This is a genomic window from Glutamicibacter protophormiae (assembly GCF_014647495.1).
Lineage (GTDB): Bacteria > Actinomycetota > Actinomycetes > Actinomycetales > Micrococcaceae > Glutamicibacter > Glutamicibacter protophormiae.
Genome location: NZ_BMPH01000013.1, coordinates 88,469 through 112,606 on the forward strand (window position 1 = coordinate 88,469; position 24,138 = coordinate 112,606).

At 65.2% G+C, this 24,138-nt stretch carries 23 protein-coding genes; 15 read left to right on the forward strand and 8 right to left on the reverse strand.

The features are described 5' to 3' along the window. Positions 1-17: 17 nt before the first annotated feature. From IEY43_RS14635 to IEY43_RS14660, 6 genes are all read right to left on the reverse strand, one after another. On the reverse strand, positions 18-1,256 hold the full coding sequence (locus tag IEY43_RS14635; protein ID WP_188949311.1) for a DUF6716 putative glycosyltransferase: 1,239 nt from the start codon (positions 1,254-1,256) through the stop codon (positions 18-20). Position 1,257: 1 nt separating this feature from the next. Then, positions 1,258-2,313 carry a hypothetical protein gene (locus IEY43_RS14640; RefSeq protein WP_229777429.1) on the reverse strand — a complete coding sequence of 352 codons (1,056 nt, stop codon included), beginning with the start codon at positions 2,311-2,313 and terminating at the stop codon, positions 1,258-1,260. After that, complete coding sequence (locus tag IEY43_RS14645) at positions 2,310-3,662, reverse strand: polysialyltransferase family glycosyltransferase (RefSeq protein ID WP_188949312.1); 1,353 nt, start codon at positions 3,660-3,662, stop codon at positions 2,310-2,312. The genes IEY43_RS14640 and IEY43_RS14645 overlap by 4 nt, the downstream gene beginning before the upstream one ends. After that, positions 3,659-4,657 (reverse strand): glycosyltransferase family 2 protein, encoded by a 999-nt coding sequence (locus IEY43_RS14650; RefSeq protein ID WP_188949313.1) that lies wholly within the window; start codon positions 4,655-4,657, stop codon positions 3,659-3,661. Before IEY43_RS14650 ends, IEY43_RS14645 begins: the two co-directional genes overlap by 4 nt. Positions 4,658-4,757: 100 nt before the next feature. Further along, positions 4,758-5,651, reverse strand: a complete 894-nt coding sequence (locus IEY43_RS14655) for an N-acetylneuraminate synthase family protein (protein WP_053799271.1) — start codon at positions 5,649-5,651, stop codon at positions 4,758-4,760. 11 nt (positions 5,652-5,662) lie between these two features. Continuing rightward, positions 5,663-6,859, reverse strand: a complete 1,197-nt coding sequence (locus IEY43_RS14660) for an acylneuraminate cytidylyltransferase (protein WP_188949314.1) — start codon at positions 6,857-6,859, stop codon at positions 5,663-5,665. Positions 6,860-7,147: 288 nt separating this feature from the next. Here IEY43_RS14660 and IEY43_RS14665 point away from each other — a divergent pair, with 288 nt between their 5' ends. The 7 genes from IEY43_RS14665 (at position 7,148) to IEY43_RS14695 (ending at position 15,373) form a co-directional block, all read left to right on the forward strand. Then, entirely contained in the window at positions 7,148-8,662 is a 1,515-nt protein-coding gene (locus tag IEY43_RS14665; protein WP_188949315.1) for a glycosyltransferase family 87 protein, read from the forward strand. Then, complete coding sequence (locus IEY43_RS14670; protein WP_188949316.1) at positions 8,659-10,086, forward strand: phytoene desaturase family protein; 1,428 nt, start codon at positions 8,659-8,661, stop codon at positions 10,084-10,086. Before IEY43_RS14665 ends, IEY43_RS14670 begins: the two co-directional genes overlap by 4 nt. Positions 10,087-10,361: 275 nt before the next feature. Beyond that, a complete protein-coding gene (locus tag IEY43_RS14675; RefSeq protein ID WP_188949317.1) occupies positions 10,362-11,414 on the forward strand; it encodes a YdcF family protein in 1,053 nt (350 codons plus the stop codon). Positions 11,415-11,568: 154 nt separating this feature from the next. Then, entirely contained in the window at positions 11,569-12,495 is a 927-nt protein-coding gene (locus IEY43_RS14680) for an ATP-binding cassette domain-containing protein (protein ID WP_188949318.1), read from the forward strand. Positions 12,496-12,501: 6 nt separating this feature from the next. Next, positions 12,502-13,356: an ABC transporter permease gene (locus IEY43_RS14685; RefSeq protein ID WP_188949319.1), complete on the forward strand. Its 855-nt coding sequence runs from the start codon at positions 12,502-12,504 to the stop codon at positions 13,354-13,356. Between the two features lie 25 nt (positions 13,357-13,381). Next, positions 13,382-14,677 carry a sensor histidine kinase gene (locus IEY43_RS14690; RefSeq protein ID WP_188949320.1) on the forward strand — a complete coding sequence of 432 codons (1,296 nt, stop codon included), beginning with the start codon at positions 13,382-13,384 and terminating at the stop codon, positions 14,675-14,677. Positions 14,678-14,680: 3 nt separating this feature from the next. Continuing rightward, positions 14,681-15,373, forward strand: a complete 693-nt coding sequence (locus IEY43_RS14695) for a response regulator (protein WP_188949321.1) — start codon at positions 14,681-14,683, stop codon at positions 15,371-15,373. Here IEY43_RS14695 and IEY43_RS14700 read toward each other — a convergent pair whose 3' ends face one another. After that, positions 15,374-15,859, reverse strand: a complete 486-nt coding sequence (locus IEY43_RS14700) for a LapA family protein (RefSeq protein ID WP_188949322.1) — start codon at positions 15,857-15,859, stop codon at positions 15,374-15,376. It abuts the gene before it with no gap. A gap of 248 nt (positions 15,860-16,107) precedes the next feature. Between IEY43_RS14700 and IEY43_RS14705 the strand changes: the two genes are divergently transcribed. The 3 genes from IEY43_RS14705 to IEY43_RS14715 all read left to right on the forward strand — a co-directional run bounded on the left by IEY43_RS14705 (position 16,108) and on the right by IEY43_RS14715 (position 18,685). Continuing rightward, entirely contained in the window at positions 16,108-17,370 is a 1,263-nt protein-coding gene (locus IEY43_RS14705; RefSeq protein WP_229777430.1) for a M18 family aminopeptidase, read from the forward strand. Positions 17,371-17,568: 198 nt separating this feature from the next. Further along, entirely contained in the window at positions 17,569-18,060 is a 492-nt protein-coding gene (locus tag IEY43_RS14710; protein WP_188949324.1) for a helix-turn-helix domain-containing protein, read from the forward strand. Positions 18,061-18,136: 76 nt separating this feature from the next. Further along, positions 18,137-18,685, forward strand: a complete 549-nt coding sequence (locus tag IEY43_RS14715) for an LURP-one-related/scramblase family protein (protein ID WP_188949325.1) — start codon at positions 18,137-18,139, stop codon at positions 18,683-18,685. On the opposite strand, the gene lhgD is transcribed toward IEY43_RS14715, so the two are convergent. Then, the gene (gene lhgD, locus IEY43_RS14720) at positions 18,682-19,890 is read right to left on the reverse strand and encodes an L-2-hydroxyglutarate dehydrogenase (protein ID WP_188949326.1); all 1,209 of its coding nucleotides are present in this window, start codon (positions 19,888-19,890) and stop codon (positions 18,682-18,684) included. The two genes, IEY43_RS14715 and lhgD, sit on opposite strands and share 4 nt — an antisense overlap. A gap of 180 nt (positions 19,891-20,070) precedes the next feature. Here lhgD and IEY43_RS14725 point away from each other — a divergent pair, with 180 nt between their 5' ends. The 5 genes from IEY43_RS14725 (at position 20,071) to rplI (ending at position 24,029) form a co-directional block, all read left to right on the forward strand. Then, positions 20,071-22,137: an acyltransferase family protein gene (locus tag IEY43_RS14725; RefSeq protein ID WP_188949327.1), complete on the forward strand. Its 2,067-nt coding sequence runs from the start codon at positions 20,071-20,073 to the stop codon at positions 22,135-22,137. A gap of 200 nt (positions 22,138-22,337) precedes the next feature. Next, positions 22,338-22,634, forward strand: a complete 297-nt coding sequence (rpsF, locus tag IEY43_RS14730) for a 30S ribosomal protein S6 (RefSeq protein WP_047120541.1) — start codon at positions 22,338-22,340, stop codon at positions 22,632-22,634. Between the two features lie 55 nt (positions 22,635-22,689). Beyond that, positions 22,690-23,250 carry a single-stranded DNA-binding protein gene (locus IEY43_RS14735; protein ID WP_047120540.1) on the forward strand — a complete coding sequence of 187 codons (561 nt, stop codon included), beginning with the start codon at positions 22,690-22,692 and terminating at the stop codon, positions 23,248-23,250. Between the two features lie 62 nt (positions 23,251-23,312). Then, complete coding sequence (gene rpsR, locus IEY43_RS14740; RefSeq protein ID WP_013350683.1) at positions 23,313-23,552, forward strand: 30S ribosomal protein S18; 240 nt, start codon at positions 23,313-23,315, stop codon at positions 23,550-23,552. 18 nt (positions 23,553-23,570) lie between these two features. Then, the gene (gene rplI, locus IEY43_RS14745) at positions 23,571-24,029 is read left to right on the forward strand and encodes a 50S ribosomal protein L9 (RefSeq protein WP_188949328.1); all 459 of its coding nucleotides are present in this window, start codon (positions 23,571-23,573) and stop codon (positions 24,027-24,029) included. Positions 24,030-24,138: the final 109 nt, after the last annotated feature.

Below are 24,138 nucleotides of genomic sequence, written 5' to 3' on the forward strand. Positions count from 1 at the left end.
ATCAAAATTATTTTTGTTCATGACGTGGATCTGAGATTCTTTCGGCCCTGGCTGTTCAGGAATCTTCTTATTTTCTGCAACATGCGCACTACGGGCGTGGGAAGCACCGTTCGCAGCCGCTGACGCATCGGTGGGTTTCTGATGAGTGCAAGAACTTCTGGGTTGGTCGTTAGTCGTCCTTTGCGGGCTTGTGAGGCCAAAATCGCCATCGACTCGTTGAAACTGCCGTCCATGCGGTGAAAATAGTTCTCCCGTAACCAGGCCTTGGTGGGAACCGCGAAAGAGAGCGCTTCAAGATCCTGCATGGATCCAAGAATATTCGAGCCGCGGAAGACTTCATTGATCATTTGCTCGTTCACTCCGAAATCGGAGAGGATCATCGTCGGAAGGCCCCGGTCGAGTGATTCGAGTGCGGCGGTCGATGACACGGTGACCAGAGCGCTGCGGGGTGTCAGTACATTGGACATGGTGCCGGTTTCGAACCGTAGGTGGGAATTCGGTCCCAGCCTGCCGGTAGCCTGCAACTCGTTGCAGAGCTGATCATAGGGAAAAGCTTCAAGGTGGGTTTGCGGTTCTCCCTCGCGGGCCCTCAACTTCACGATCACCTCGAGGCCGGGGTTCAACCGAGCGGTCCGCTCGAGGGTCAACAGGATCGCTTCGCGATCCTCGCGGGTGAAAGGCACCTTCGCCTGCGGAGCAAAGACGACCCTCTGGATCTCCCCATGCGGTTCCGGTGGGAAACCCGACGAATGCAGGAAGGGCAGCTTGCTGACCATGATCGTTGGCTGGTGTCCTGGTTGTTCCTCGGTCATGAAGGAGAAATCCCGGGCTTCGGCGTGGGAATGGCAGATGAACGCATCTCCGGCACGGCGGTAGTTCCACCCCTTGGCCGTCGCAGGGTAGGCGACACCCGGTAGTGCGGAGATCAGGGCGGTACGGCGGGCCTGCGCCGGCTCCGTGCGCAGGATCCGAGCATAGGCATCGGCAACCACCGGACCGGTGGCCGCAGCGAAGACGATGTCTTCGGGGATCGACTCCGCATTCAGCTGATGCAGGGTCATGAACTGCAAATCCTGCGGATCAAGGCTCGTGCCGTCAAACGCTGCGGCAATTTGTTCCTCGGTAGGTATTACCGGCGTGCGCACCAGGGCAACCCGCCTGTCCCATGCCGGGCCGAGTCGGTCGAGAAAGGTCACGGCCAGCTTCAGGTAGGAATCTGAATCGGCGATGGCGAGAATGGATTGATTCGCTGACATGTCAAACCTTCAAGGAGCTGGAAAGGTGTTCGCGCAGCGTCACCGGGGTCGACTCAGTCCACCATGATTCCGGGACTGCTTGGGGGTAGAGCTGACGCGCGTCTTTGCCCAGCAGAAGGCGCAAGGACGGGATGACGGTCGAAGGCAGTGCGCGGATCTCCTGGCCGGGCCGCAGCTCACGCAGCCGCATTTCGATCGGAACCGTGTGCTGCTTGGGAACAACGTTCTTGATCTGGCTGATTTTCTCCAGAAATTCCGTGCTTTCGCGTCGGTGCGGAAAATAGGCGACCGGCCCGTCGGCGGCGATGGAGCTGATCCATTCGCGGTAGGGCTCCTCGTGGATCAGCCCGTCGGCGACCATGGCGGAGCCGATCAGGAGCGTCGGCTCGGTGAATCGTTCGGCCACCGGCTGGGTCGAAAGCCATTCGAACTTGTGCTGCGCGAACTTGATGCCCAGCTCGGCCATGCGGCGCTGGGTCGCAGGGGAAACCAGCAGCGCGGAGACGATCAGCAGCCGCCCTTCGCGGGCCAGCTGGCGCAGCCGATGCCACATGGCCAGGCCCATGGCGCTGCGCGCCGCGGAATTCCTCGCTCGAGCGCGGACCAGCGGGGTCGGTTCCCCGGCCACCAGCTGGTTGATCAGTGCCAGCGTGGCCAGGCCGTCATCGATGATGATGACTTCTTTGGCCTTCACCCCGGCCAGCAGTGCTCGCTGGACCTTGCCAGAGTAGGCATCCCCCGCGACGAAGCGGTCAGTGGAGTATTTCGGCGCAGGAGGCCTGCGGGAAGCCCGCATGAATTCCACGCCGGCCGGGGCCTTCGACAGCAGCGCCTGGGTCGTGGCTTCCAGCGGCATGCCCTGCCTCGGCACGATGCGTACCTCGTGGCCCAGCAGCCCGGCCGCGTGGGTTTCCACCGCGGAGAGCAGCTGCAGCGGGGACTCCACCCAGACCGAGGCCGCGCCGAAGCGCGGTCGCGGCACCTCGGAGGTATCGCGGCGGGACAGGTTCATGGACATGGAACGGGCGATTCCTTCGCTGCGGACGGCGGAAGTCATTGGGCCAGGCGGCTCAGCGACTTGGACAAGGAGTCTAACCCCTTGGAACCGCGGCGCAGCACTTGGCGCGATGCCCCGCGAACCTTCGAGGGCAGGCTGCGGCGGGTGGGCAGGTGGGCCCAGCGCGGCGGCAGCTCCAGCTTGGTGATGCGGCGCCGCTTGAAATGCACGGAATACTCGGCGTAGTGCTCGTCCAGGAAAGCGGATGCCTGCTCGCGCAGGTGCGGGACCCGGGCCGACTGCATGCAGAAGGAAACGGCCGCCAGCAGGCGCGACAGCATGTCTTGTCCGGCAGGAATTCCGCTGTCGCGGGGGACCGGCAGGTCCTGGACGAACAGTGCATGGATGATTGACAGCGGGATCCGGTTCGAATTCTCGTACGGCGCCAGCGCCTGCAGCATCATGCCGGTGCCCACTGCGCGCACCTCGGTGCCCAGGATGTAGCGGGCGGTCGCCAAGCCCGTGGAGAAGCAGGAGACCACCAGTTGCGGCCGGGCCAGCGCGATCACGGTTTCGGCCAGGTGGTCGGTGCGCAGCAGCCGGAATTCCAGGCCAAGGTCCGCGGCGGCCTGTGCCAGCCGGACGGCGGCGGTGGGGCTGGCGGACGGATGGGCCTTGAACAGCACGGTGCCGAGCCCGGCGTGGCCGACCTCGCGCAGCATCTGCAGGTGCAGCTCGAATTCCTCCTCGGCATCCAGCAAGCCCAGGGAGCCCAGGTACTGCCCGAGCACCAGCGCCGCTCCCTGCGGCAGCTCGAGGGCCGCCTGCGCGGCCAGCTGCTCGAACACGGCGGCCAACGCGGAAGCCGGCAGCACCTCGCGCAGCGGATTCAGCTCGGCCAGCAGCGCCGGTTCAAGCCCCGGCACCAGGTCAACATGGAGGGTGCGGGTGATGCGCTGGCGCAACGGCATGGCCAGTCGGTTGCGGGTTGGCCCGTAGGACATCAGCCCGTCCGAGTGCACCCAGATCTCCGCGTCGAAGAAGATCCTGGCCAGTGCCTGCGATGGATTGACTTGTATGGATTCAAGCACCAGTACCAGCGGCTCGTCGTCCAGGTCCCAGGCGTCGCGCAGCAGGCGTTCGAAGACCAGCAGCTCGTCCTCGCGCGGGTTGAACTGCGCGGGGCGGCGCGGGGCCATCAGCTGGGCGTAGTCCACCACGCGGTCGAAGCGGGAGGCCAGCTGCTCGAAACCGGGGGCGTCCTGCAATGCGGTGGTCAGCTCCGGCACCTGGGAACCGTTGGCCAGCACCAGGATGCGCTCGTCGGCGGCCGGGAGCAGGCCGGCGTCGGCCATGGCGGCCAGGGAGGCGAGCTGGAAGTAGCTGCTGGCCTCGACTAATGCGATCACTTTGCGGCTCCGATCGTTCCGGGCTGCAGGAAGGAGAGGATGTGCCGGCGTCGGGCCACATCCATCTCCAGCGCCACCTGCAGGGCGGACTGCGGGTCGATCGAGGTGAAGACCTGGCGCAGCCGCTGTTTCATGGCCAGCCGCACCGCCGGCGGGTAGTGCTTGGCGCGCTTCTCGTGGTGGCAGACGATCGCGAAGAACTGGCGCAGCGCCTTGGGCAGGTGGCACTCGGCGTCAGGGTGGCTGCGCACGGCGGACAGGATCCGCTCGTAGGCGGGGATGAACCCGAGCTGGCGTTCGTCGAACACCTGGGTCAGCGAACCGGGCAGCCCGCGGCGGTAGAACACGCTGGGGGAGGAGACCACGGCGTAGCGGGCGGTGTCCAGATGTACCTTCCACAGCCACAGCCGGTCCTCGGCGCTGCTCAGGTCCTCGTCGAAGTAGAACAGGCCGCGCTGGCGCATCAACTCGGTGCGGTACATGCCCGCCCAGACGAACGCGTAGTCGACCATGGAAGGCGAATCGATCGGCTCGATGTCGTCCGCCGGGTTCAGCGGCATGCCGCGCAGCGCTTGCGGGGCGCGGTGGATGACGCGGTTGGTGCCGGTGACGCGCACGTGGTCGCTGCGCACGAAGTCCACATGCAGCCCGGTCAGGGCGTCGGCCAGCACGGACAGGTGCTCGGGGCTGTACCAGTCGTCCGGGTCCAGGAAGGTGAAGTACTCGCCGGTCGCCCGCTGCAGCCCGGCATTGCGGGCCGCGGAGACGCCCGCGTTCTGCTCCAGCCGGATCAGCTGGAGCCCGGGCAGCGAGTCGCGGAAGCTGTCCGCCAGCGCGGCGGTCGCGTCGGTGGAGGCGTCGTCCACCACCAGCACCTCGAGGTCCCAGCGGCCCAGCTTCTGCCGGGCCAGCGAGGCCAGCGCATCGCAAATATACGCCTCCTGGTTGTAGGCCGGGATGACCACGGAGATGCGGCCGGGGGTCAAGCTCGTCATTGCTGCTCGGCTTCCTTGTATTCGGTGCTGACGTCGGTGGGTAGCATCCGGCGGCCGGACCGGGATGGTCCGGCCGCCGGATATGCGGTGCGTGTGCTGCTTAGCCGTCGACGCGGCGCAGGCGGGACAGCGGTGCCAGCTCGCCCGGGAAGACCTTCTTGACGCCGTCGCCCATGGCTTCTTCCAGGATGCGGATGTCGCGGATCAGCGCGGCGAAGCCCTTCGGCTCGAGGCTGGACGCCTGGTCGGAGCCCCACATGGTGCGGTCCAGGGTGATGTGGCGCTCCACGGTCACCGCGCCCAGGGCGACGGCGGCCAGCGAGATCTGCAGGCCGCGCTCGTGGCCCGAGTAGCCCACCGGAACCTGGTAGCGGTCGCGCAGGGTCTCGATCATGCGCAGGTTGGCCTCTTCCGGAGGCAGCGGGTAGGTGCTGGTGGCGTGCATCAGCACCAGGTTGTTGGTGCCCAGGGTCTCCACGGCCTTGTCGATCTGCTCGATGGTGGACATGCCGGTGGACAGGATGATCGGCTTGCCGGTTTCGCGCAGGGCGGTGAGCAGCTCGATGTCGGTGACCGAGGCGGAGGCTACCTTGTGGGTCACCGCGCCCTGCTCCTCCATGAACTCGACCGATGGGACGTCCCACGGGGAGGCGAAGGCGTGCAGGCCCTTGGAGGCGGCGTAGGAGATCAGTTCCTTGTACTGCGCGGCGTCGAACTCCACGCGGTAGCGGTAGTCCATGTAGGTCATGTCACCCCACGGAGTGGAGCGGATCTTGTCGCGCATGTCCATCGGGGTGGAGATCTCCGGGGTGCGCTTCTGGAACTTCACCGCGTTGGCGCCGGCCTCGGCGGAGATGTCGATCAGCTGCTTGGCGATTTCAATGTCGCCGTTGTGGTTGATGCCGATCTCGCCGATCACGTAAACCTGCTGTCCTGCGCCGAGCAGGTTTTCGCCGATGGCTACCGGCTTGATGTCAGTGGTAATAGAGGTCATGGTATTGCCTTTCAGTGGGTGAAACTTGGGAAACTTTTGGCTGCGGCTTCGGCGTCGCTGCGGGCTGCGAGCACCAGCTCGGCCACCTCGCGCACCGCCCCGTGCCCGCCGTTGCGGGACAGGTTCAGTCGGGCCGCCTGGGCGACACGAGGCTGGGCGTCGGCGACGGCGACCGGCCAACCGACCAAGGCCATGGCGCCCAGGTCGTTCACGTCGTTGCCGACGTAGGCCACGCGGGCCGGGTTGATCGACTCGTCGGCCAGCCAGCGGGCCAGGTATTCGGCCTTGTTCTCGATGCCGTGCGCCACTTCGACCTTCAGCTTGGCGGCGCGGGCGGCGACCACGGGGTTCGTCTCCTTGGACAGGATCAGGAACTTCACCCCGGCGGCGCGCAGCCGGGAGACGCCCATGCCGTCCGAACGGGAAACCCGTACGGTTTCGGTGCCGAACTGGTCGACGTAGGCAGTGTCCGGGGTGTGCACCCCGTCGAAATCGGTGACGACCGCGTCCACCAGCACCGGGTCCGGATGCTGTTCCTCCTGCAGGGAGGCCAGCATCAGGTCCGCTTCGGTGTCGATGTCGATTCCGTGCTCGGCGGGCACCTCTTGGATCGCGACCCGGCCGAAGAATCGGTGGTTTGCTGCCAAGAATCCCGCAGAATCCATGGCGTAGAACGCGCCGGTTTCGCGGAAACGCTGCTCGCGGTCCTGCCGGCGCGGACGAACCGACTTGTCGTGGCCTACCGCCTGGGCGAGCCCGGCGGAATCCAGCGACCAGTGGAATCCATGGTCCGCGACGGCGGCGAAGCTGACGTCCAGCTCGCCGCGCAGCACCCGGTTGACTGCCGCGTCGAGATCCGTCGGATCGATGAACGGGCTGGTGCACTGGATGAAGACGGTCGCCTGCGGCAAGGCCGGTTCGCGTTCAAGCACGTGAACCAGGACGGATTCGCTGGTGGCGGTATCGCCGGCGATTTCTGCCGGGCGGTCCACCACGCGGGCCCCGTAGGACAAGGCTTCGGCCTTGATCCCGGGATGGTCGGTGCTCACCACAACATCGCTGACTGACGCTGCGGCCTGGGCGGATTCGATGGCGCGTCCCAGCAGGGACTTGCCATGGATCCGGCGTAGGTTCTTAAGCTCGATGCCCTTGGACCCTCCCCGTGCGGGGATGATCGCCAGGACCTGCGGCTGGTTGGTGTTGCTCACGGGTTCGACGTTAATCACCGGAGTTAACCATCCGGGGGCACTCGGGTAAACGCAGGGTGAAGTGCGGGTTTAATTACCTGCTGGTTTGCTGAACGCCTTGTCAGCAACCCTTTCGATGCCATGTTCCGGGGCAGGGGCAGGGTTCGGGCGGCGCCCGCCCGCCCGCGCAGGACCGGTCGGGACCTGCGGTGTCCTGCACGCCGCGCCCTCCGTAATTTTGTGAACCCAAGTGATGAAACAGTCGCTGGCAGCACCGTACAAATAGGCCGAGCTACTAGGCTGGAGGGTATGCGCGAGTCAAAGCAGCCACAGTCCACCCGGGGCCCGTTGCGGATCACCGTGCCCTCGAGGGCCGACGGTTTCCTGCGCCAATTCACCGCAGTGATCGGCGGCCCGCTAGGCAGGCACAGCGACCCCGGACGGGTGAATCCCGGATTCTTCACGGTGGAACGCGTGCTGATCCTGATGACCGTCGCCGCATCGCTGCTGATGCTGCTGGCCAAGAACCCCTGCCGTCTCAACGGCTGGGGCGGCAGCAACCCCTATGTCTACGCCTGCTACAGCGACTGGGTGCCGCTCTTCGGCGCCCGCGGCTTCGCCGAGAACCCGTGGGTGCCCTTCTCCGCGCAAGCGCAGTTCGAGTATCCGGTGCTGATGAGCGCGGTCGCCTCCGTGGTGGCCTGGCTGGTGCCCGAGGGGGCCGCCAACCGCTCGCTGCTCTACTTCGACATGAACCTGCTCCTCGTGGCCATCCTGTGGATCATCACGGTTGTCTGCACGCTGCGCATGGGAGGCCGCCGCCCGTGGGACGCCGCGATGGTGGCCATTGCCCCGGGCATCATCCTAGCCGGGAGCATCAACTGGGACCTGTGGGCCGTGGCCCTGCTTGCCTTGGGCATGCTCAGCTTCGCGCGCCGGCACACCGTGCTGGCAGGCATCCTCATCGGCCTGGGCGCCGCCATGAAGATCTACCCGTTCTTCGTGCTCGGCGCGGTGCTGGTGATCGCGGTGCGCACCGGAAAACTCAAACCATTCTGGGTCACGGCCGGCACCGCGACGCTGACTTGGGCCCTGGTCAACCTGCCCTATGCGCTGGCCTACCCGGACTCGTTCAAGCACTTCTTCGCCTTCTCCTCCGAACGCGGCGCCGGCTTCTCCAGCTTCTGGCACGTCTGGAACCTGCTGGCCGGCAAGTCCGAGGTGCTCGAGCCTGTCAACGCCGAGCAGATGTCCTTCTGGGGGCTGGCCATCTTCTTCCTATGCTGCGCGGGCATCGCGGTGCTCGGCCTGGCCGCGCAGCGGACCCCGCGGCTGGGCTCGCTGGCATTTTTGATCGTGGCTTCCTTCGTCATGGTCAACAAGGTGTATTCGCCGCAGTTCGTCGTCTGGCTGATCCCGCTGTTCGCCCTGGCCCTGCCGCGCTGGCGTGAATTCGCGATCTGGATGCTGGTGGAAGTCGCCCACTTCTACGGGCTCTGGTTCTACCTGGACTCGCTGGACGCCGACGACATCCACAAGGTGTTCCCGGAAAACGGCTACATCTTCCTGGTCCTCGCCCACATGCTGATGCTGGCGTACCTGATGTATCTGGTAGCGCGTTCGGTGCTCGATCCGCGCCGCGATCCCATCCGCGCAGTGGGGCAGGACGACCCGCTGGCCGGCCCGTTCGCCGGCGTGCCCGACGCCTTCACCCTGCGCGGCTCGAGGGCCCGCGGGACCCGGAACCCGCAGAAAGAAAAGGAACCAGTGGAATCCACAGGCCATCCCGAACCCGCATCGACCACCACGGGACCCACCGCATGAGCGCCGTAGCGGTCATCGGCTCCGGCCCGAACGGGCTGGCCGCCGCCGCGGTCGCCGCCAGTGCAGGCCTGGACGTCACCGTGTACGAGGCCAACGACACCCTGGGCGGGGCGGCGCGCACGCAGCCGCTGGGCGGGTCGGCGGCCCGCTTCGATTTGGGCAGCGCAGTGCATCCCATGGCCCTGCAGTCCCCGGCGATGCGCGAGCTGGGGGTGCTGGACGCGGTGGACTTCATCATCCCGGAGCTGTCCTTCGCCCATGTGCTCGACGATCGCACCGCCTACGCCTGGCGGGACCTCGAGCGCACCGCGCAGGACCTGGGCGCCGGCGGGGCTCTGTACTCCCGGCTGCTGTCTCCGCTGGTGCAGCGGATGGACGAGCTGGGCGACACCCTGCTCAACCCGCTGCTGAAGGTCCCCTCGCACCCGGTGACGCTGGCCGCCTTCGGCGCCAGCACACTGGGCGGCATGGGGCTGAAGGACCTGTTCTCCTCGAAGCACGAACGGGCCGCGGCGCTGTACGCCGGTTGTTCCGCCCACGTGGCCGGGGGATCGCGCGGCCCGGCCAACGCGGGTGCGGGATTGTTCCTTGCGGCGGCGGCCCATGCCAAGGGCTGGCCCATTCCGCGCGGCGGATCCCAGGCGATTTCCTATGCGCTCGCCGAACAGGTCAAAGCCCGCGGCGGGCGCCTGCGCACCGGCCAGCGGGTCACCAGCCTCGGCCAGCTGCCCGAAGACGTCGTCCTGTTCGACACGTCCGCGGAGATGGCCGGGCAGATCGCCGGAAACCGGCTGCCGTCCAAGCTGTCCAAGGCGCTGGCGGCCACACGTCGGTCTCCGGGCAGCTGCCTGGTCCATTTCGTGCTCTCGGAGCCGGTGCCCTGGAAAGACCCGGTGCTGGCGCAGGCCGGGACCGTGCACCTGGGCGGGACAGCCGCGCAGGTGGGCCGCGCGGAGCGCGAAGCCAAGCACCGCGCGCCGGGCAAGCCGTTCATGATCGTTTCCCAGCCTTCGGTCTTCGACGGCTCGCGCGCGCCGCACGGCCGGCAGGTTCTCTGGGCCTACTGCCATGTGCCGCTGGGCTCCCCTGCGGACATGAGCGGACAGATCCGCTCGATGATCGAGGCCGCCGCCCCGGGATTCAGCGAGCTGATCATCGAATCCCATGTAGTCACCGCGCAGGGGCTGGAAGCGCAGAACGCCGCGCTGGTGGGCGGCGATCTGTCCGGCGGCACCATGGACCTGTTGGGCAGCATCCGCCGTCCGGTGATTTCAACCGATCCCTGGTACCTGGGCAGCAAGGGGCTTTACCTGGTCTCCTCGGCAGTCCCGCCCGGACCATCGGTCCACGGCATGGGAGGGTTCCTCGGCGCCAAGTCGATGCTGAAACGAGAATTCGGCATCACTTGGGAGGATTCCATCTAAGAGACGGTGCCAACAGGAAACAGCTGGTTCTGAAGGCTTTCGATTGGGCCTTGCATCCCACCGATAAGTATGACGAAGCCCTGCAGCATGGACGTGACGAGGGGCTTACGCAAACAACCTGACAATCTCGGGAGGGCAGGCGCGTGACCTTCTCGTGTAAACGGTTCCCGGCAAACCCTGCTTGACGCTGTCCGTGCCTGCTTCATTGCCTGATGACGTGCCTGGCGTGGTTGATTACGCTGGCGTTAATACTTACTGCGGATGTTTCACTCCTATTGGCGCGATCTCTAAGCTGGATCGTGATGGAAGACTTCGGCTACGACTTAATTTCCCTGGCGTTCCTCGCGGTGCTGTGGACGGCATTCATCCTGCTGTACCGCAAGGAGCCGCGCAGGCTCGTGCTCGCCGCGGCCCTGCTGCCGCTGGTGCTGCTCACCTTGTCCACGATCTCCGAAATGCTCACGAGCTTCGTGCCCGGTTTCGGGTTCCTGATGGCGATCCTGGTTGTGCTCATGCCGCTGATGCTGGTGGTGTTCGGCGGGGCGCTGATCTACAACGGCATCCTGATGTGGCGGCGCGAGGGCGCGAAGATCCCCAACCTGCTCTCGCTGATCGCGGGAATCCTGGTGTTCGCGCTACCGGTGGCGGCCCTCGGCCTGGTGATGATCTCCCAATGGTGGAGCTTGTCCCTGGCATTCATCATGTTCTTCGCCTCCGTGTTCAGCGCCAGCATCTTCGCCATGCTGCTGCTGTATTCCTGGGTGAACGCCAGGTTCCCGGCCAAGGGCCGGGGCGCCGCGGTGATCGTGCTCGGTGCCCGGACCATCAACGGCCAGGTCACCCCGCTGCTGCGCGGGCGGTTGGACAAGGGCATCGAGCTCTACGGCTCCCAGCGCGACCCGAAACCCTACATGGTTCCCACCGGGGGACAGGGGCGCGACGAGATCGAGCCCGAAGGCGTGAGCATGGGCCGCTACCTGGCGGAGCAGGGGATCCCGCAGGAGCAGATCCTGGTCGAGGACCGGGCCAAGGACACTATCGAAAACCTGGAATTCTCCAACCAGCTGGTCCGGGCACAGCGCGGTGACGGGCGCCTGTGGCTGGTCACCAGCGACTACCACGCGCTGCGTGCAGGGCTGGCCTCGCGGACGCTGGGGCTGGACGCGCGCTCGTTCGGCGGCAAAACCGCCGCCTACTACCGTCCCAGCGCCTTCCTGCGCGAATGCGTGGCGATCGCCCGCGACAACCTGAAGTTCATGCTCCTCCTGGGCCTGCCGTTCGCGCTGATGATAGTCGGCGCACTGTTCGTCGCCACCTCGGTCTCCTAGGACCCGCACCCCGAAACCCGGAGCACACCCCGATTAATGCACCCTCGGGTGCATGGAACGGCGCCGGGGCGGATGCGGATCCTCCTTTCGAGGGAGGCCCAAGATCAGCATTCCGGCCGGTTCGCGAACCCCGGCGGGTTCCTATGCTGGATATATGATCCAGGTACAGGAACTGACCAAGAACTACGGTGCAAAAACCGTGGTCGACCACGCGTCGTTCACGGTTCAACCGGGGATCGTCACCGGATTCCTCGGCCCCAACGGCGCAGGCAAATCAACTACCATGCGAATGATCGTTGGATTGGCAAACCCCACCCGCGGGCAGGTGCTCGTGAACGGGAAGAACTTCAAGTCCTCCACCCACCCGCTGACCGAGGTCGGCACCCTGTTGGAAGCCAAATCGGTCCACAAGTCGCTGACCCCGCGCTCCCACCTGAGGGCCATGGCGGCCACCGCGGGCCTGGGCAAGTCCCGGGTGGACGAGGTGCTGGAGCTGACCGGCCTGGGGCCGGTGCAGCGCAAGAAGGTCGGCGGCTTCTCCCTGGGCATGGGACAGCGCCTAGGCATCGCCACCGCCCTGCTGGGCGACCCGCAGGTGCTCATCCTCGACGAGCCGGTCAACGGACTGGACCCCGAAGGCGTGGCCTGGATCCGCAACCTGGCCCGCCAGCAGGCGGCCGCCGGGAAAACCGTGTTCATCTCCTCTCACCTGATGAGCGAGATGGCGCAGACCGCAGACCACCTGATCGTGATCGGCAAGGGCCGGATCATGGCCGATGCCCCGATCAGCGAATTCATCGACAACGGGCTGGCCCAGACGGTGGTCCGCGCCCGGGACATCGAACTGCTGATGAACGCCCTGGCGGCCGAGGGGGTGCAGCTGCGCCGGCTGGACGCCACCACGCTGGAGGTCACCGGGCCGGAATCCGAGGACATCGGCCGCCGTGCGCTGGAAGCCGGGATCGTGCTCAGCGAACTGCGTCCGCTGCAGCGCACCCTGGAAGACGCCTACATGGAACTGACCCGCGACGCCATCGAGTACCGCTCGCAGGTGTCCAACGACAATCCGGCTGGGAAGTAGGAAACCATGAGCACCGAACTTGCGGCACCGGCCGCACCGCGCACCGGCGGAAAGGTCACCCTGGGCGGCGTGCTGCGCAGTGAAATGATCCGCTTCTTCTCCCTGAACTCCACGCGCATCCTGATCCTGGTCTCGATGGTGGTCTACATCGGCATCGCCGCGGTCGGCGTGTGGGGCGTGGGCTCCTTCTTGCAGAGCGCACCGGATGCCGGGCAGATCCCGGGCACCGAAAGCATGGGCACCGCCGACTTCACCGTGGAAACCATGGCCTCGGGGCTGATGTTCTCCCAGCTGATCCTCGGCGTGCTCGGCGTGCTGCTGTTCAGCGGCGAATTCACCACCGGTTCTGCGGTGAGCACCTTCCTGGCCAGCCCGCAGCGGCTGCGCGTGCTGGCCGCCAAGATCATCGTGATCACCGGGCTGAGCGCAGTGGTGCAGCTGGTATCCACGCTGGCCGCCTATCTGGTGTGCCGCCCGCTGGCCGAGAACTACTCGCTGACCCTGGACCTGGGCGGCGAGGCGTTCCAGCGCGTGCTCTGGTACGGGGCGCTCGCCGTGGTGATGGCCTCCCTGCTGGGACTGGCGCTGGGCCTGCTGCTGCGCAACTCCGCCGGCGGCATCACCAGCCTGGTGGCGGTGTTCTTCGTGCTGCCGCTGATCGCGCAGATCCTGATGGCGGTGACCGACTGGTTCAAGGACTACGCGCGGTTCATGCCGGACCAGCTGGGGCTGGGGCTGGCCCTGCCGCTGAGCTACCCGAGCACGCTGGAAAGCTGGCAGCAGCTGGCAGGGGTGGCGGGATGGGTTCTGCTCCCGCTGCTGCTGGCCGGCATCCTGCTCAAGAGCCGCGATATCAAGTAGGAACCGGAAAACTAGACTGGAAACCATGAGCAACCTTTCGCTGCAGGAGTCGGTAGCCTCCTTCGACGAACTGGCCGCCAAGCGGATGGGCCGGGTACGCAGGTACCTGAGGACCCATCCGCGTTTGGTGTCCGTCGGCGTCGTGATCTTCTACCTGCTCGGAACACTGCCCGGGGTGCTGTTGATGGCCGACATGCCGGGCAACCACGGGCTGGTGCTGCTGCTGATCACCCTGGCCACCGCCGGCACGCTGCTGTTCCGCCGCCGGGCGCCCATGACGGTGCTGTGCATCGTGTTCGCCCTGGAATGCATCTCGGTCCTGGACGTCGGCTCGGTCTACGGGGCCGAGGGCCTGGGCATGATAATCGCCCTCTACATGGTGGCCACCAGCTATTCGGCCCGGCGCTCCATTCCGCTGGCCATCCTGGCCGGCAGCTTCCAGATGGTGCTGATGGTGCTGGTCGGCTTCCCGGACATGAGCGGCATGGAGATCGACCCCTCGGACGGAATCAGCGAATCCACGCTGGCCATCGTCATCATCGGGGTGTTCGCGGCGTTCCTCATCGGCTTCTATGTCACCGCGGCCGCCATCGGCGTGTACATCCGCAACACCCGCATCCACGAGGCCGAGCTGAACCACTGGGCCTCGCAGGTCTCGCGGCTGGCGCAGGTGCAGGAGCGCAACCGCATTGCCCGCGAGATGCACGACGTGGTGGCGCACTCGCTGTCGGTGATGATCGCGCTGGCCGAAGGCGCCCGCGTGGTGGGCCGCCGCGACCAGGAGCGCGCCGAGGAGGTGCTTGCCGAGCTGTCCGGCACCGGCCGCGCCGCGCTGGCGGACATGCGCCGGATGCTCGGCGTGCTGCGCGAGGGCGAGGGCGGGGACCTGGCCCCGCAGCCCACCTCAGGCGGCATCGAGCACCTGCTCGAGGGCTTCCGGGCCGCCGGCCTGCCGCTGACCTACACCTACGTGGGCGAGCCGCTGCCGGATGACAAGGCGTTCGCGCTGACCATCTTCCGCATCATCCAGGAGTCCTTGACCAACTCGCTGCGCTACGCGCGCAACGTCAGCGACGTCCAGGTCCGCCTGGAACGCGGCAGGCACCAGGTGCGGCTGGAGATCATGGACAACGGGGACGCCACCCGGGTGCCGAGCGTGGGCAGCGGCCGGGGCTTGCGCGGCATGCGCGAGCGCGCCGAGCTCTTCGACGGCACGGTGGACGCCGGCCCCGTGGCCAGCGGCGGCTGGATTGTGAAGGCGATGTTGCAGCTGCCCGAGTGCAGCGCGAAGAATGGTAACCAGAAAGCTGCAAAGGGGTAGGACATGGACGAAACAATCAAGGTGCTTCTGGTCGACGACCAACCCCTGCTGCGGATGGGCTTCCGCCTGATCCTCGAGGGCGAGGACGACATCCAGATCGTCGGCGAAGCGGCCGACGGGCTGGAGTCGCTGGCGCAGACCGCGGCCCTGCACCCGGACGTGGTGCTCATGGACGTGCGCATGCCCAACATGGACGGGATCGAAGCCACCGACCACATCGCCAAGGCGCACCCGGATACCAAGATCATCATCCTGACGACTTTCGACCTGGACGAATACGCATTCTCCGGGCTGCAGGCCGGTGCCAGCGCCTTCCTGCTCAAGGACGTCGCCCCGGAGGAGCTGGTCTCCGCCGTGCGCCTGGTGGCCTCAGGCGACGCCGTGGTGGCGCCGCGCGTGACCGCCAGGCTGCTGGAGACCTATGTGCGCAACGGCGGCAAGGCGCAGACCGCCGCCACGCCGCAGCGCGACCCGCTGCTGGACGATCTGACCCCTCGGGAGCAGGAAGTGCTGCGCGCGCTCGCCGAGGGGCTGTCCAACGCGGAGATCGCCCACCGTTTCTTCCTCTCGGAAGCGACGGTGAAAACCCACGTGAGACGCATCCTGACCAAGCTGCACCTGCGCGACCGGGTGCAGGCGGTGGTCTACGCCTACGAGACCGGGCTGGTCATCCCCTCGCAGGGACTGGATTTCTAGCTACCGGCTCTTCCGCTCGGCCTTGCGCTTCTTGCGGGCCGTGGCGCGCAGCTGGATCACGCGCGCCGCCCCGATGGCCGCGACCACCAGTGCGCCGCCCAGCGCCCCGATGAACAGGGCCAGCCCCAGGCTGATTTCGCCGCGCAGCCCGAAGTACTGCACGGTCACGGGATTCTGGTTCTGCGCGATAAAAACAATCAGCAGGATCAGCAGCAGCACGCTGATGACGGTCGCCGTCCACAGCCGGGCGAGCCTGGTCGACTGGGCCCGGTCCTCGGTGTCCTCCACCGGCAGCGGACGCATCCCCTCGGGGTCCGGCTCCGCCGGGACGTAGGGCTCGGTGTCGACAATTGCAGGGCCTGAACTCAGCGTGGTGCTCGGCTCATCGACCGGCTCAAGGTCTACTCCGGCCTCGGTCTCCGACTGCGGCTCGAGGGATTCACGGTGCTCCGGGAAATCTTCGGGCGTGCGGTTGGTCTTTGGCATGTTGTACTCGCTTTCTTGGTCGGCGTAGGCCTGATCACAGCATTTACGCCGAGCGAGGTCCACGTCAAGCCCGGTGGCGCAATTCGCGGGCATTTCCCCGGCTGGCGCGGTCCGGGCCATGCACCGAGCCAATCCACGACGCAGGCTACTAAGCTGGAGATAACCCGGCAGATCCCGTCGGGCAGCAGCACTTGATGACAACCGATCTCGAAAGAAGTGAGCATCCAGTCATGGCACAAGCCGCGGCAATGGCACACATTGCAGATTTGGCCGAATACGTAGCGACCTCCCCGTCGAGTTACCACGCCGCCGCGAGCGCGGCGAAGCGGCTGGATGCCGCTGGATTCACCGCGCTGGACGAAGCCGAGGCATGGAACCTCGGGCCCGGCGCCTACTATGTGGTGCGCGACGGCGCGGTCATCGCCTGGGTGCAGCCCGAGGGCGCCACCGCCACGACCGGCTTCCACATCCTCGGCGCGCACACCGACTCGCCTGGCTTCAAGCTGAAGCCGAAGCCGACCACCGGATCCAATGGGTGGTGGCAGGCCGGGGTCGAGGTCTACGGCGGGCCGCTGCTGAACTCGTGGCTTGACCGCGAACTGGTACTCGCCGGCCGCCTGGTGTTGCGCGACGGCTCGGTGCATCTGGCGCAGACCGAGCCGCTGCTGCGCATCCCGCAGCTGGCCATCCATCTGGACCGCCAGGTCAACGACGGACTGGCCCTGGATCGCCAGACCCACACCAACCCGATTTTCGGCGCCGGCGATCTGGCCGACGCGGATATCCTGGCCGTGCTGGCCGCCTCAGCCGGCGTGGACCCGGCCCACATCGCCGGCTACGACGTGCTGACCGCCCCGGCGCAGCGCGGCGAGGTGTTCGGCGAAGGCAAGAACTTCTTCGCCTCCTCGCGCCTGGACAACCTGTCCTCGGTGCACGCGGGCCTGATCGCGCTGACCGACTATGCGCGTAAGCCCGAGGGCCGACGCATCGCCATGCTGGCGGCATTCGACCACGAGGAACTGGGCTCCGAGTCGCGTTCGGGCGCCAGCGGCCCGTTCCTGGAGGAACTGCTGGCGCGCATCCAGGCTTCGCTGGGCGCCTCGGTGGAGGACACCGCCCGCGCGCTGGCCAACTCCGTATGCCTGTCGGCCGACGCCGGCCATGCAGTGCACCCGAATTACGCCGAGCGCCACGACCCGGCGAACCGCCCGCAGGTCAACGCCGGCCCGCTGCTGAAGATCAACGCCAACCAGCGCTACGCCACCGATGCCGTGGGCGCCGCCGCATTTGCCGGTTGGTGCGAAGCCGCCGGGGTGCCCTACCAGGAGTTCGTCTCCAACAACCGGGTTCCCTGCGGCTCGACCATCGGTCCGCTGACCGCGACCCGCATCGGCATCCGCACCGTGGATGTGGGCGTGGCGCTGCTGTCCATGCACTCGGCTCGCGAGATGTGCGGCGTGGATGACCCGTGGTACCTGTCCAAGGTGGCCCGCGTCTTCTTCGGCGAGTAGCGGCATCCAGACCGCGGCAGGACTCCCGTCCATGGAATCCTGCCGCGGCAGGCACCGCCAGGATCTATGCCCTTTGAGGAATATAGTGGGAGTTGGGGTCTGTCGGACCGCTCTTCCGTGCCATGTCGCGGTGCTGTCGGGTAGTTGTCGGGTCGAAGTCGTGGTGCTGTCGGGCCGAGCATGGCTAGGGTGACTGGTATGAATGAATCACGAATTGCAGAAATTCGCCGTTCCAAGGGCTGGACGCAGGAACGGCTGGCCGCCCAAAGCTCGGTCACAGTCCGGACGATCCAGCGGCTGGAAGCCGGGCAGGACGCCAGCATGGACACCCTCTCCAGGATCGCCGCCGCCCTCCAGGTGCCGGTGGGTGAGCTGTTTGCCAGTGTCCAGACTCCGCAGTTCCAGGCATCCGTCGACGGCCTGGAGCAACGGATGGCCCAGCAACAGGAGCAGCGCGATTCCTATACCAAGGGCGTGGTGCTGATCTATCGAGGCGTGGGCATTGTGCTGGTTTTCGCCACGGTGATCCTTGCCTTCTCGATGAACTGGGGCTGGTTCAGCTGGCTGGCGATCCCGGTGTACTGGGGTGCCGGGCGGCTGGTGCTGGAAGCGGTCTTCCGGCTGGCACTGGATCCGAAGCTCGACGAGCGGTACCCGCTATCCAAGGCCGACCGCGGCATCCTTGGCTGACTCGCAGCGAACCGCGCGAGGTCAAACGGTCCCGATTGGCCTGTGGCGGCCAAGCGCTGATGGCATAATCGCTGGCATGACGATCTTCGAACCGGACGTGCTGGTCATCCAACAGACCAAGAACCTTATGAAGAACGATTTTGCGATCCTGGACGGCGAGGGGATGCAAGTCGCCCACGTGGAGACCGGAGGAAGCGCACTGGGTCGCATGTTCGCCGGTTCCCGGCAGCTAACGGTGTTCGACGGCCCGGGCAATCCGGTCCTCCAGGTCAAGGACACCATGACCCTGGGGCGTGAACGCATGGAGATCCTGGACGGCCAAGGCCGCCCGGTCGCCAGCCTGGTTAAACGGATCACCATGTTCAAGACCCGGGTGACCGTGGAATTCCAGGGTGAACAGATCGATCTGATCGGCGATCTCTGGGACTTCGAGTTCCAGATCAGCGCACCGGACGGAGTCATCGCGACGGTGTCGCGCAACTGGTCTGGCCTGGGCAACGCCTTGATGGGCAAATCCACCTACTCGGTGCGGCTCGCCCCGAATATCAGCGCAGGCCATCGTTTGGTGGGCGTCGGCTCGGTGCTCGCCCTGGACCTGATCCGGGAGAAGCAAAAGCGCGACTAGGCGATGCTCTTGCGCGCCAGCGAATCCACGATGTATTCGGCGATGGCCAGCGAGCTCGTGGCGCCGGGGGACGGGGCGTTGCGGATATGCGTGGCATGTTCGCGGTAGTCGATGGCGAAATCATCAAGCAGCTTGCCGTCGGCGTCCATGGCCTGGGCGCGGATGCCGCGGGTTAGCCGGGTTGCCTTGGCTCCCTCCAGGGAGGGAACATACTTGGCGGCTTCCTTCAAGAAGAACTGCTCCGAGATCACTGTGCGGGCTTCACGCACCGCGGTCGGCATGTTCCGGGCGGCGAACTTCCAAAAGCCGGTGTTGGCCAGAACTTCGCCGAGATCCTTGAAATCCAGGCCAAGTCCCCGGTACTTTTCCCGCGACAGCGAGAGGAATGCATTGGGTCCCACCATCATCTGTCCATCCACCCGCTTGGTCAGGTGGACACCGAGGAACGGGTATTTCGGATCCGGCACTGGATAGACCAGCCCGTTGAGGATGGTGCGGTAGCTTTCCTCCAGTTGGAAATATTGTCCGAAGAACGGCACCACGCTCGGCTGGGCACTGGCGCCGGAACCACGTGCCAGGCGGTCGGACTGGGAACCTGCGCAGACGATGACGTGATCCGCGCGAATCTGCCCTGTACTGGTGTGCAGGCGGACCCCGGTGGCCAGTTCCTCAATGCGCTCGACAGTGCAGCCGAATCGTACGTCGCCGCCCGCCAGACGGACCTCGTCAATCAGCGCCTCGGTCACCGCGGCATAGCTGATGATCGCCGTACTGGGGGAGTGCAGCGCCATGCGCCCCGTAGCGTTGGGTTCAATGGCTTTGATGCCGTCCGGGCCGAGCATGGAGATCCCGGGTACCCCGTTGGCCTGTGCCCGTTCGAAGATGTTCTCCAACCGCTGTTCTTCCTCGGGGTTCAGTGCAACCACGAGTTTTCCGCATTCCTCATAGGGGAGGGAGCGGGACACCGCAAGTTCCTTGAGCAATTCGACTCCGCGGCGGCACAGCTTGGCCTTCAGGCCCCCTGGCTCGTAATACAGGCCAGCGTGGACCACGCCCGAGTTGTGTCCAGTCTGGTGTGCGGCCGCGCTGTGTTCCTTTTCCACGATAGTGATGCTTGCCTCGGGGTATCTGGCCAGCAGCTCGCGGGATACAGCGGCGCCGATAATCCCAGCGCCTACCACTGCAAACGACTTGGCTTGGGGCATTGCATGTCCTTACGTCGGGTGGCGCGGAAAATCAACGGAACATCAGGCAACGCTACCGACGAATGACTCGCGAAACAATTGAATTACGCCCGCCCTTCCAGTCATTTCAAACTGTCCGTTTCTGTGCCCGTTGACTGGTGCTCACCGGATGTTTACCCGGGGCTGGTTCGATCAAGCATTATGAGTTCGTTTGCCGCCCCGATCAGAAATTTCCGGCCTGAGATCCAGGCGTTGCGCGCCCTGGCGGTCTTGCTGGTGGTGATCTATCATCTGGAGCCGCGGATCCTGCCGGGAGGATATATCGGGGTGGATATCTTCCTGGTGATCTCGGGTTTCCTGATCACCTCCCATCTGCTGCGCGAAGCCGAACGCACCGGCCGCATCGACTTGCTCTCCTTCTACGCCGGGAGGGTTCGGCGAATCCTTCCAGCGGCATTGCTGGTCATCGTGGTGGTAGTGGCGGGCGCGCTGCTGATCCTGCCCAGCACCATGTGGAAGTCGCTCGGAATTCAAGCTGTGGCTTCGGCTCTTTCGGTGCAGAACTGGGTGCTGGCGGCTTCGTCGGTGGACTATCTTGCGGCGGAGGAGGCGCCGAGCGCACTGCAGCATTTTTGGTCCTTGGGAGTTGAAGAGCAGTTCTACGTGTTCTGGCCCTTGCTGGTTGTAGCCGCCTATGCCGGCATATGTCGCCGATGGACCACCCGTGCACTGTGGATCGGCTTTTCCGCGACAGCGCTGGCTTCGCTGGCCTATTCGGCCTACCTGGGTTTCACCGGGGATCCCAGCGGCTATTTCGTCACCACCACCCGTGTCTGGGAGCTGGCGACCGGTGGATTGCTGGCATTGGTGGCCGCGCGGCGAGCACGCTCCGGGCAGAGAATTCTGGAAGGGATCCCCGCAGTGCTGCGCAACGTCCTGGTTCTTTTCGCCCTGGCCGCGCTTGCCGGTGCGGCGTTTACCTACAGCGGCGCCACCGCTTTTCCCGGCATTGCCGCCTTGGTCCCGGTCCTGGCCACCGTTCTGATCATCTCTGCGGAGCGCACCGAAGGACGGCTTTCGCTGCATCCGGTGGTCGACAGCGGCCCGGTCCAATGGGTCGGAGCGGTGTCCTACTCCCTGTACCTGTGGCATTGGCCGTTGATCGTTTTTGCCACCCAGCTCATGGGCGGCGATCCCGGCCCGCTGGAATCCGTGGGGCTGCTCGCCTTGTCGCTGCTGCTGGCGCAGCTCAGCTTCCGCTATGTCGAGAATCCGGTGCGCCGCTGGCCAGCGCTGTCGCGCGGGGCCGGCCGCACAGTGCTGGCCGGGGCTGCCGCCGTGGGGCTTGTCGCAACGCTGGGGTTCGTCCCGCAGCAGGCGCAGTCCGCCCTTGCTGAGAAGCAGAACGAGCAAGCCGCCGAGCTGACCCGCAATCCTCCTCCCGGTTTCGGCGCCGCCTCGCTGGCCCAGGGGGCGCCGGCCTATCTGGGAGAGAACCGGCAGATCGTTCCCATGCTCAGTGAAGCCAGCGGTGATTCCCCGCAGATCGGCGATTGTGTGCAAAAGCCCCAGTCCGAGGAATCCAAGGAATGCGAATTCGGCAACCCGTCAGCCCAGACCACCATTGCGCTGGTCGGCGATTCGCACGCCACGCACTGGTATCAGGCGGTGCAGGCGCTGGTTGATGCCAACGATTGGAAGCTGGTCACCTATCTGAAAGACTCCTGCCCTTTCTCCACGGCCCAGCGCACTGCCGAGGCGGACGGATCGATTTCCTGCAGCGAGGCCAACACGGAGACCGCGCGGCGGCTGGCCGAGCGCGGCGACATCGACGTGGTGCTGACCGCCAATTGGGCTGAACCGGCTTACGCTTCGGACCCGGCACGAGGTTTCGCCGAGGCCTGGTCCGAGCTCGAAGATGCCGGGATCAACGTCATCTCGCTGGTTGATACACCTCGCCCGGCACTCAAGGGCTACGCCAGGGATTGCTTGGCGGAGAATCCCGGGGATCCGCAGAGGTGCGCGACCCCGCGGACCAAGGCGCTTCCGCCCGGGGACGTCACAGAAGAAGCCGGCAGGCTGGAACCGCGGGTGCAGGTCCTGGACCTCACCGATGAATTCTGCACCAGCGAAGATTGCCCTGCGCTCGTGGGCAACGTTCTGGTGTACCGGGACAAGCACCATGTCTCGGATACGTATATGCGCACCGTGGCCCCGGAGTTCATCGAGCGGATCCAGCCGCTGATCGACCGGGATCTGGGGAACTAGGACGTTGCCGATAAACCCTGGGACGACACCCATTTCATGATCTGCGACACCATGACTACTGCATGACGGGTCCCCTCGGGTAAGCTTGGAAGGTCTGTGCTACCGCATGCCCGAAACTTGGGTGTGTCCGGCTCAGGCAACGCAAGAACCTCCTGTTGCGGAAATGCCGCGACCGTTTAGCCCAAAGGAGGTGGGTTCACATGCGTGCTTATGAACTTATGGTCCTCATCGATCCAGAGGTCGATGACCGCACCGTAGAGCCAACCATCGAGAAGTACCTCGAGGTTGTTCGCTCCCACGGTGGCACCATCGACAAGGTTGATGTCTGGGGTCGTCGCAAGATGGCTTACGAGATCAAGAAGAAGGCAGAAGCCACCTACATCGTGGTGAACTACACCGCAGATCCAGCTACTTCGGCTGAGCTTGAGCGTCAGCTGAAGATCAACGAACTGATCCTGCGCCACAAGGTCACCCGCCCGGAAGAGGCTCGCGTTTAATTACGCAAGTACTTCCGTCGTAGAACAAACGTTCAAACTTTTCTAAGGAGAGTCAATGGCAGGCGAGACTGTTATTACCGTTATCGGAAACCTGACCGCCGATCCGGAGCTGCGTTTTACGCCGTCCGGTTCAGCCGTAGCGAACTTCACGATCGCTTCGACTCCTCGCACCTTTGACCGCCAGACCAATGAATGGAAGGACGGGGAAGCCCTGTTCTTGCGTGCATCGGTATGGCGCGAGGCTGCAGAGAACGTTGCAGAAACGCTGACCAAGGGCATGCGCGTCATCGCCCAGGGTCGTTTACGCTCGCGTTCTTACGACACCAAGGAAGGCGAACGTCGCACCGTTATGGAGCTCGAAGTCGATGAAATCGGCCCGTCGCTCCGCTTTGCGTCCGCCAAGGTAACCCGCACCCAGCGCTCCGGCGGTGGCGGCGGCGGATTTGGTGGGGGAGGCTTCTCCAACGCACCACAGCAAAATGCACCACAGCAGCCGCAGCAACAGCAGCCGCAGCAGGGTGGCGGCTGGAACGCTCCAGCCAACGACCCGTGGAGCACTGGCGGAAACAACGGTGGCGGCTGGGGCAACCCGGGCAACGACGAACCGCCTTTCTAACCACAATTTATTCACCATCCCGCAGAAGAATCTGCGGGCTCCAAAACTAAAGGAGCTCCACGATGGCTAAGGCTGAAATCCGTAAGCCCAAACCAAAGTCCAACCCCTTGAAGGCCGCTGACATCACCGTCATCGACTACAAGGACACCGCATTGCTGCGCAAGTTCATCTCCGACCGCGGCAAGATCCGCGCTCGTCGTGTGACCGGCGTTTCCGTGCAGGAACAGCGCAAGATCGCACAGGCAATCAAGAACGCACGTGAAGTTGCCCTGCTGCCTTACTCCGGCGCTGGCCGAGGCTAAGGAAGAAGGGATAGCAAAATGGCAAAGATCATTCTGACTCACGAAGTATCCGGTCTCGGTGCTGCTGGCGATATTGTCGAGGTAAAGAACGGCTACGCCCGTAACTACCTGCTGCCACGCGGTTTCGCAATCGTCTGGACCCAGGGCGGTGAGAAGCAGGTTGATTCCATCAAGGCTGCTCGCGCTGCTCGCGCCGTTGCAAACCTTGAGGAAGCTCAGGCTCTTGCAGCATCGCTGAAGTCCCAGCCGGTCAAGGTTACCGTCAAGGCTGGCTCCAACGGCCGCCTGTTCGGCACCGTGAAGACCGCAGACATTGCTGCTGCTGTTGCAAACGCTGGTCTGGGCAAGATCGACAAGCGCAACATTGAGGTCAGCGACCACATCAAGTCGACTGGCAACTACACCGCAACCGTTCGCATTCACGAGGACGTCGTTGCAAACCTGCGCCTGCAGGTTGTTGCTGCTGCAAAGAAGTAAGTCTTCTAGACCTGCTTTCTGTTCAACGGGTGGCGCACTCTCCGCAAGGGGAGTACGCCACCCGTTGGCGTTTAATCGAAGCACTCCGAATGAGCGTCATGGGTCCTCT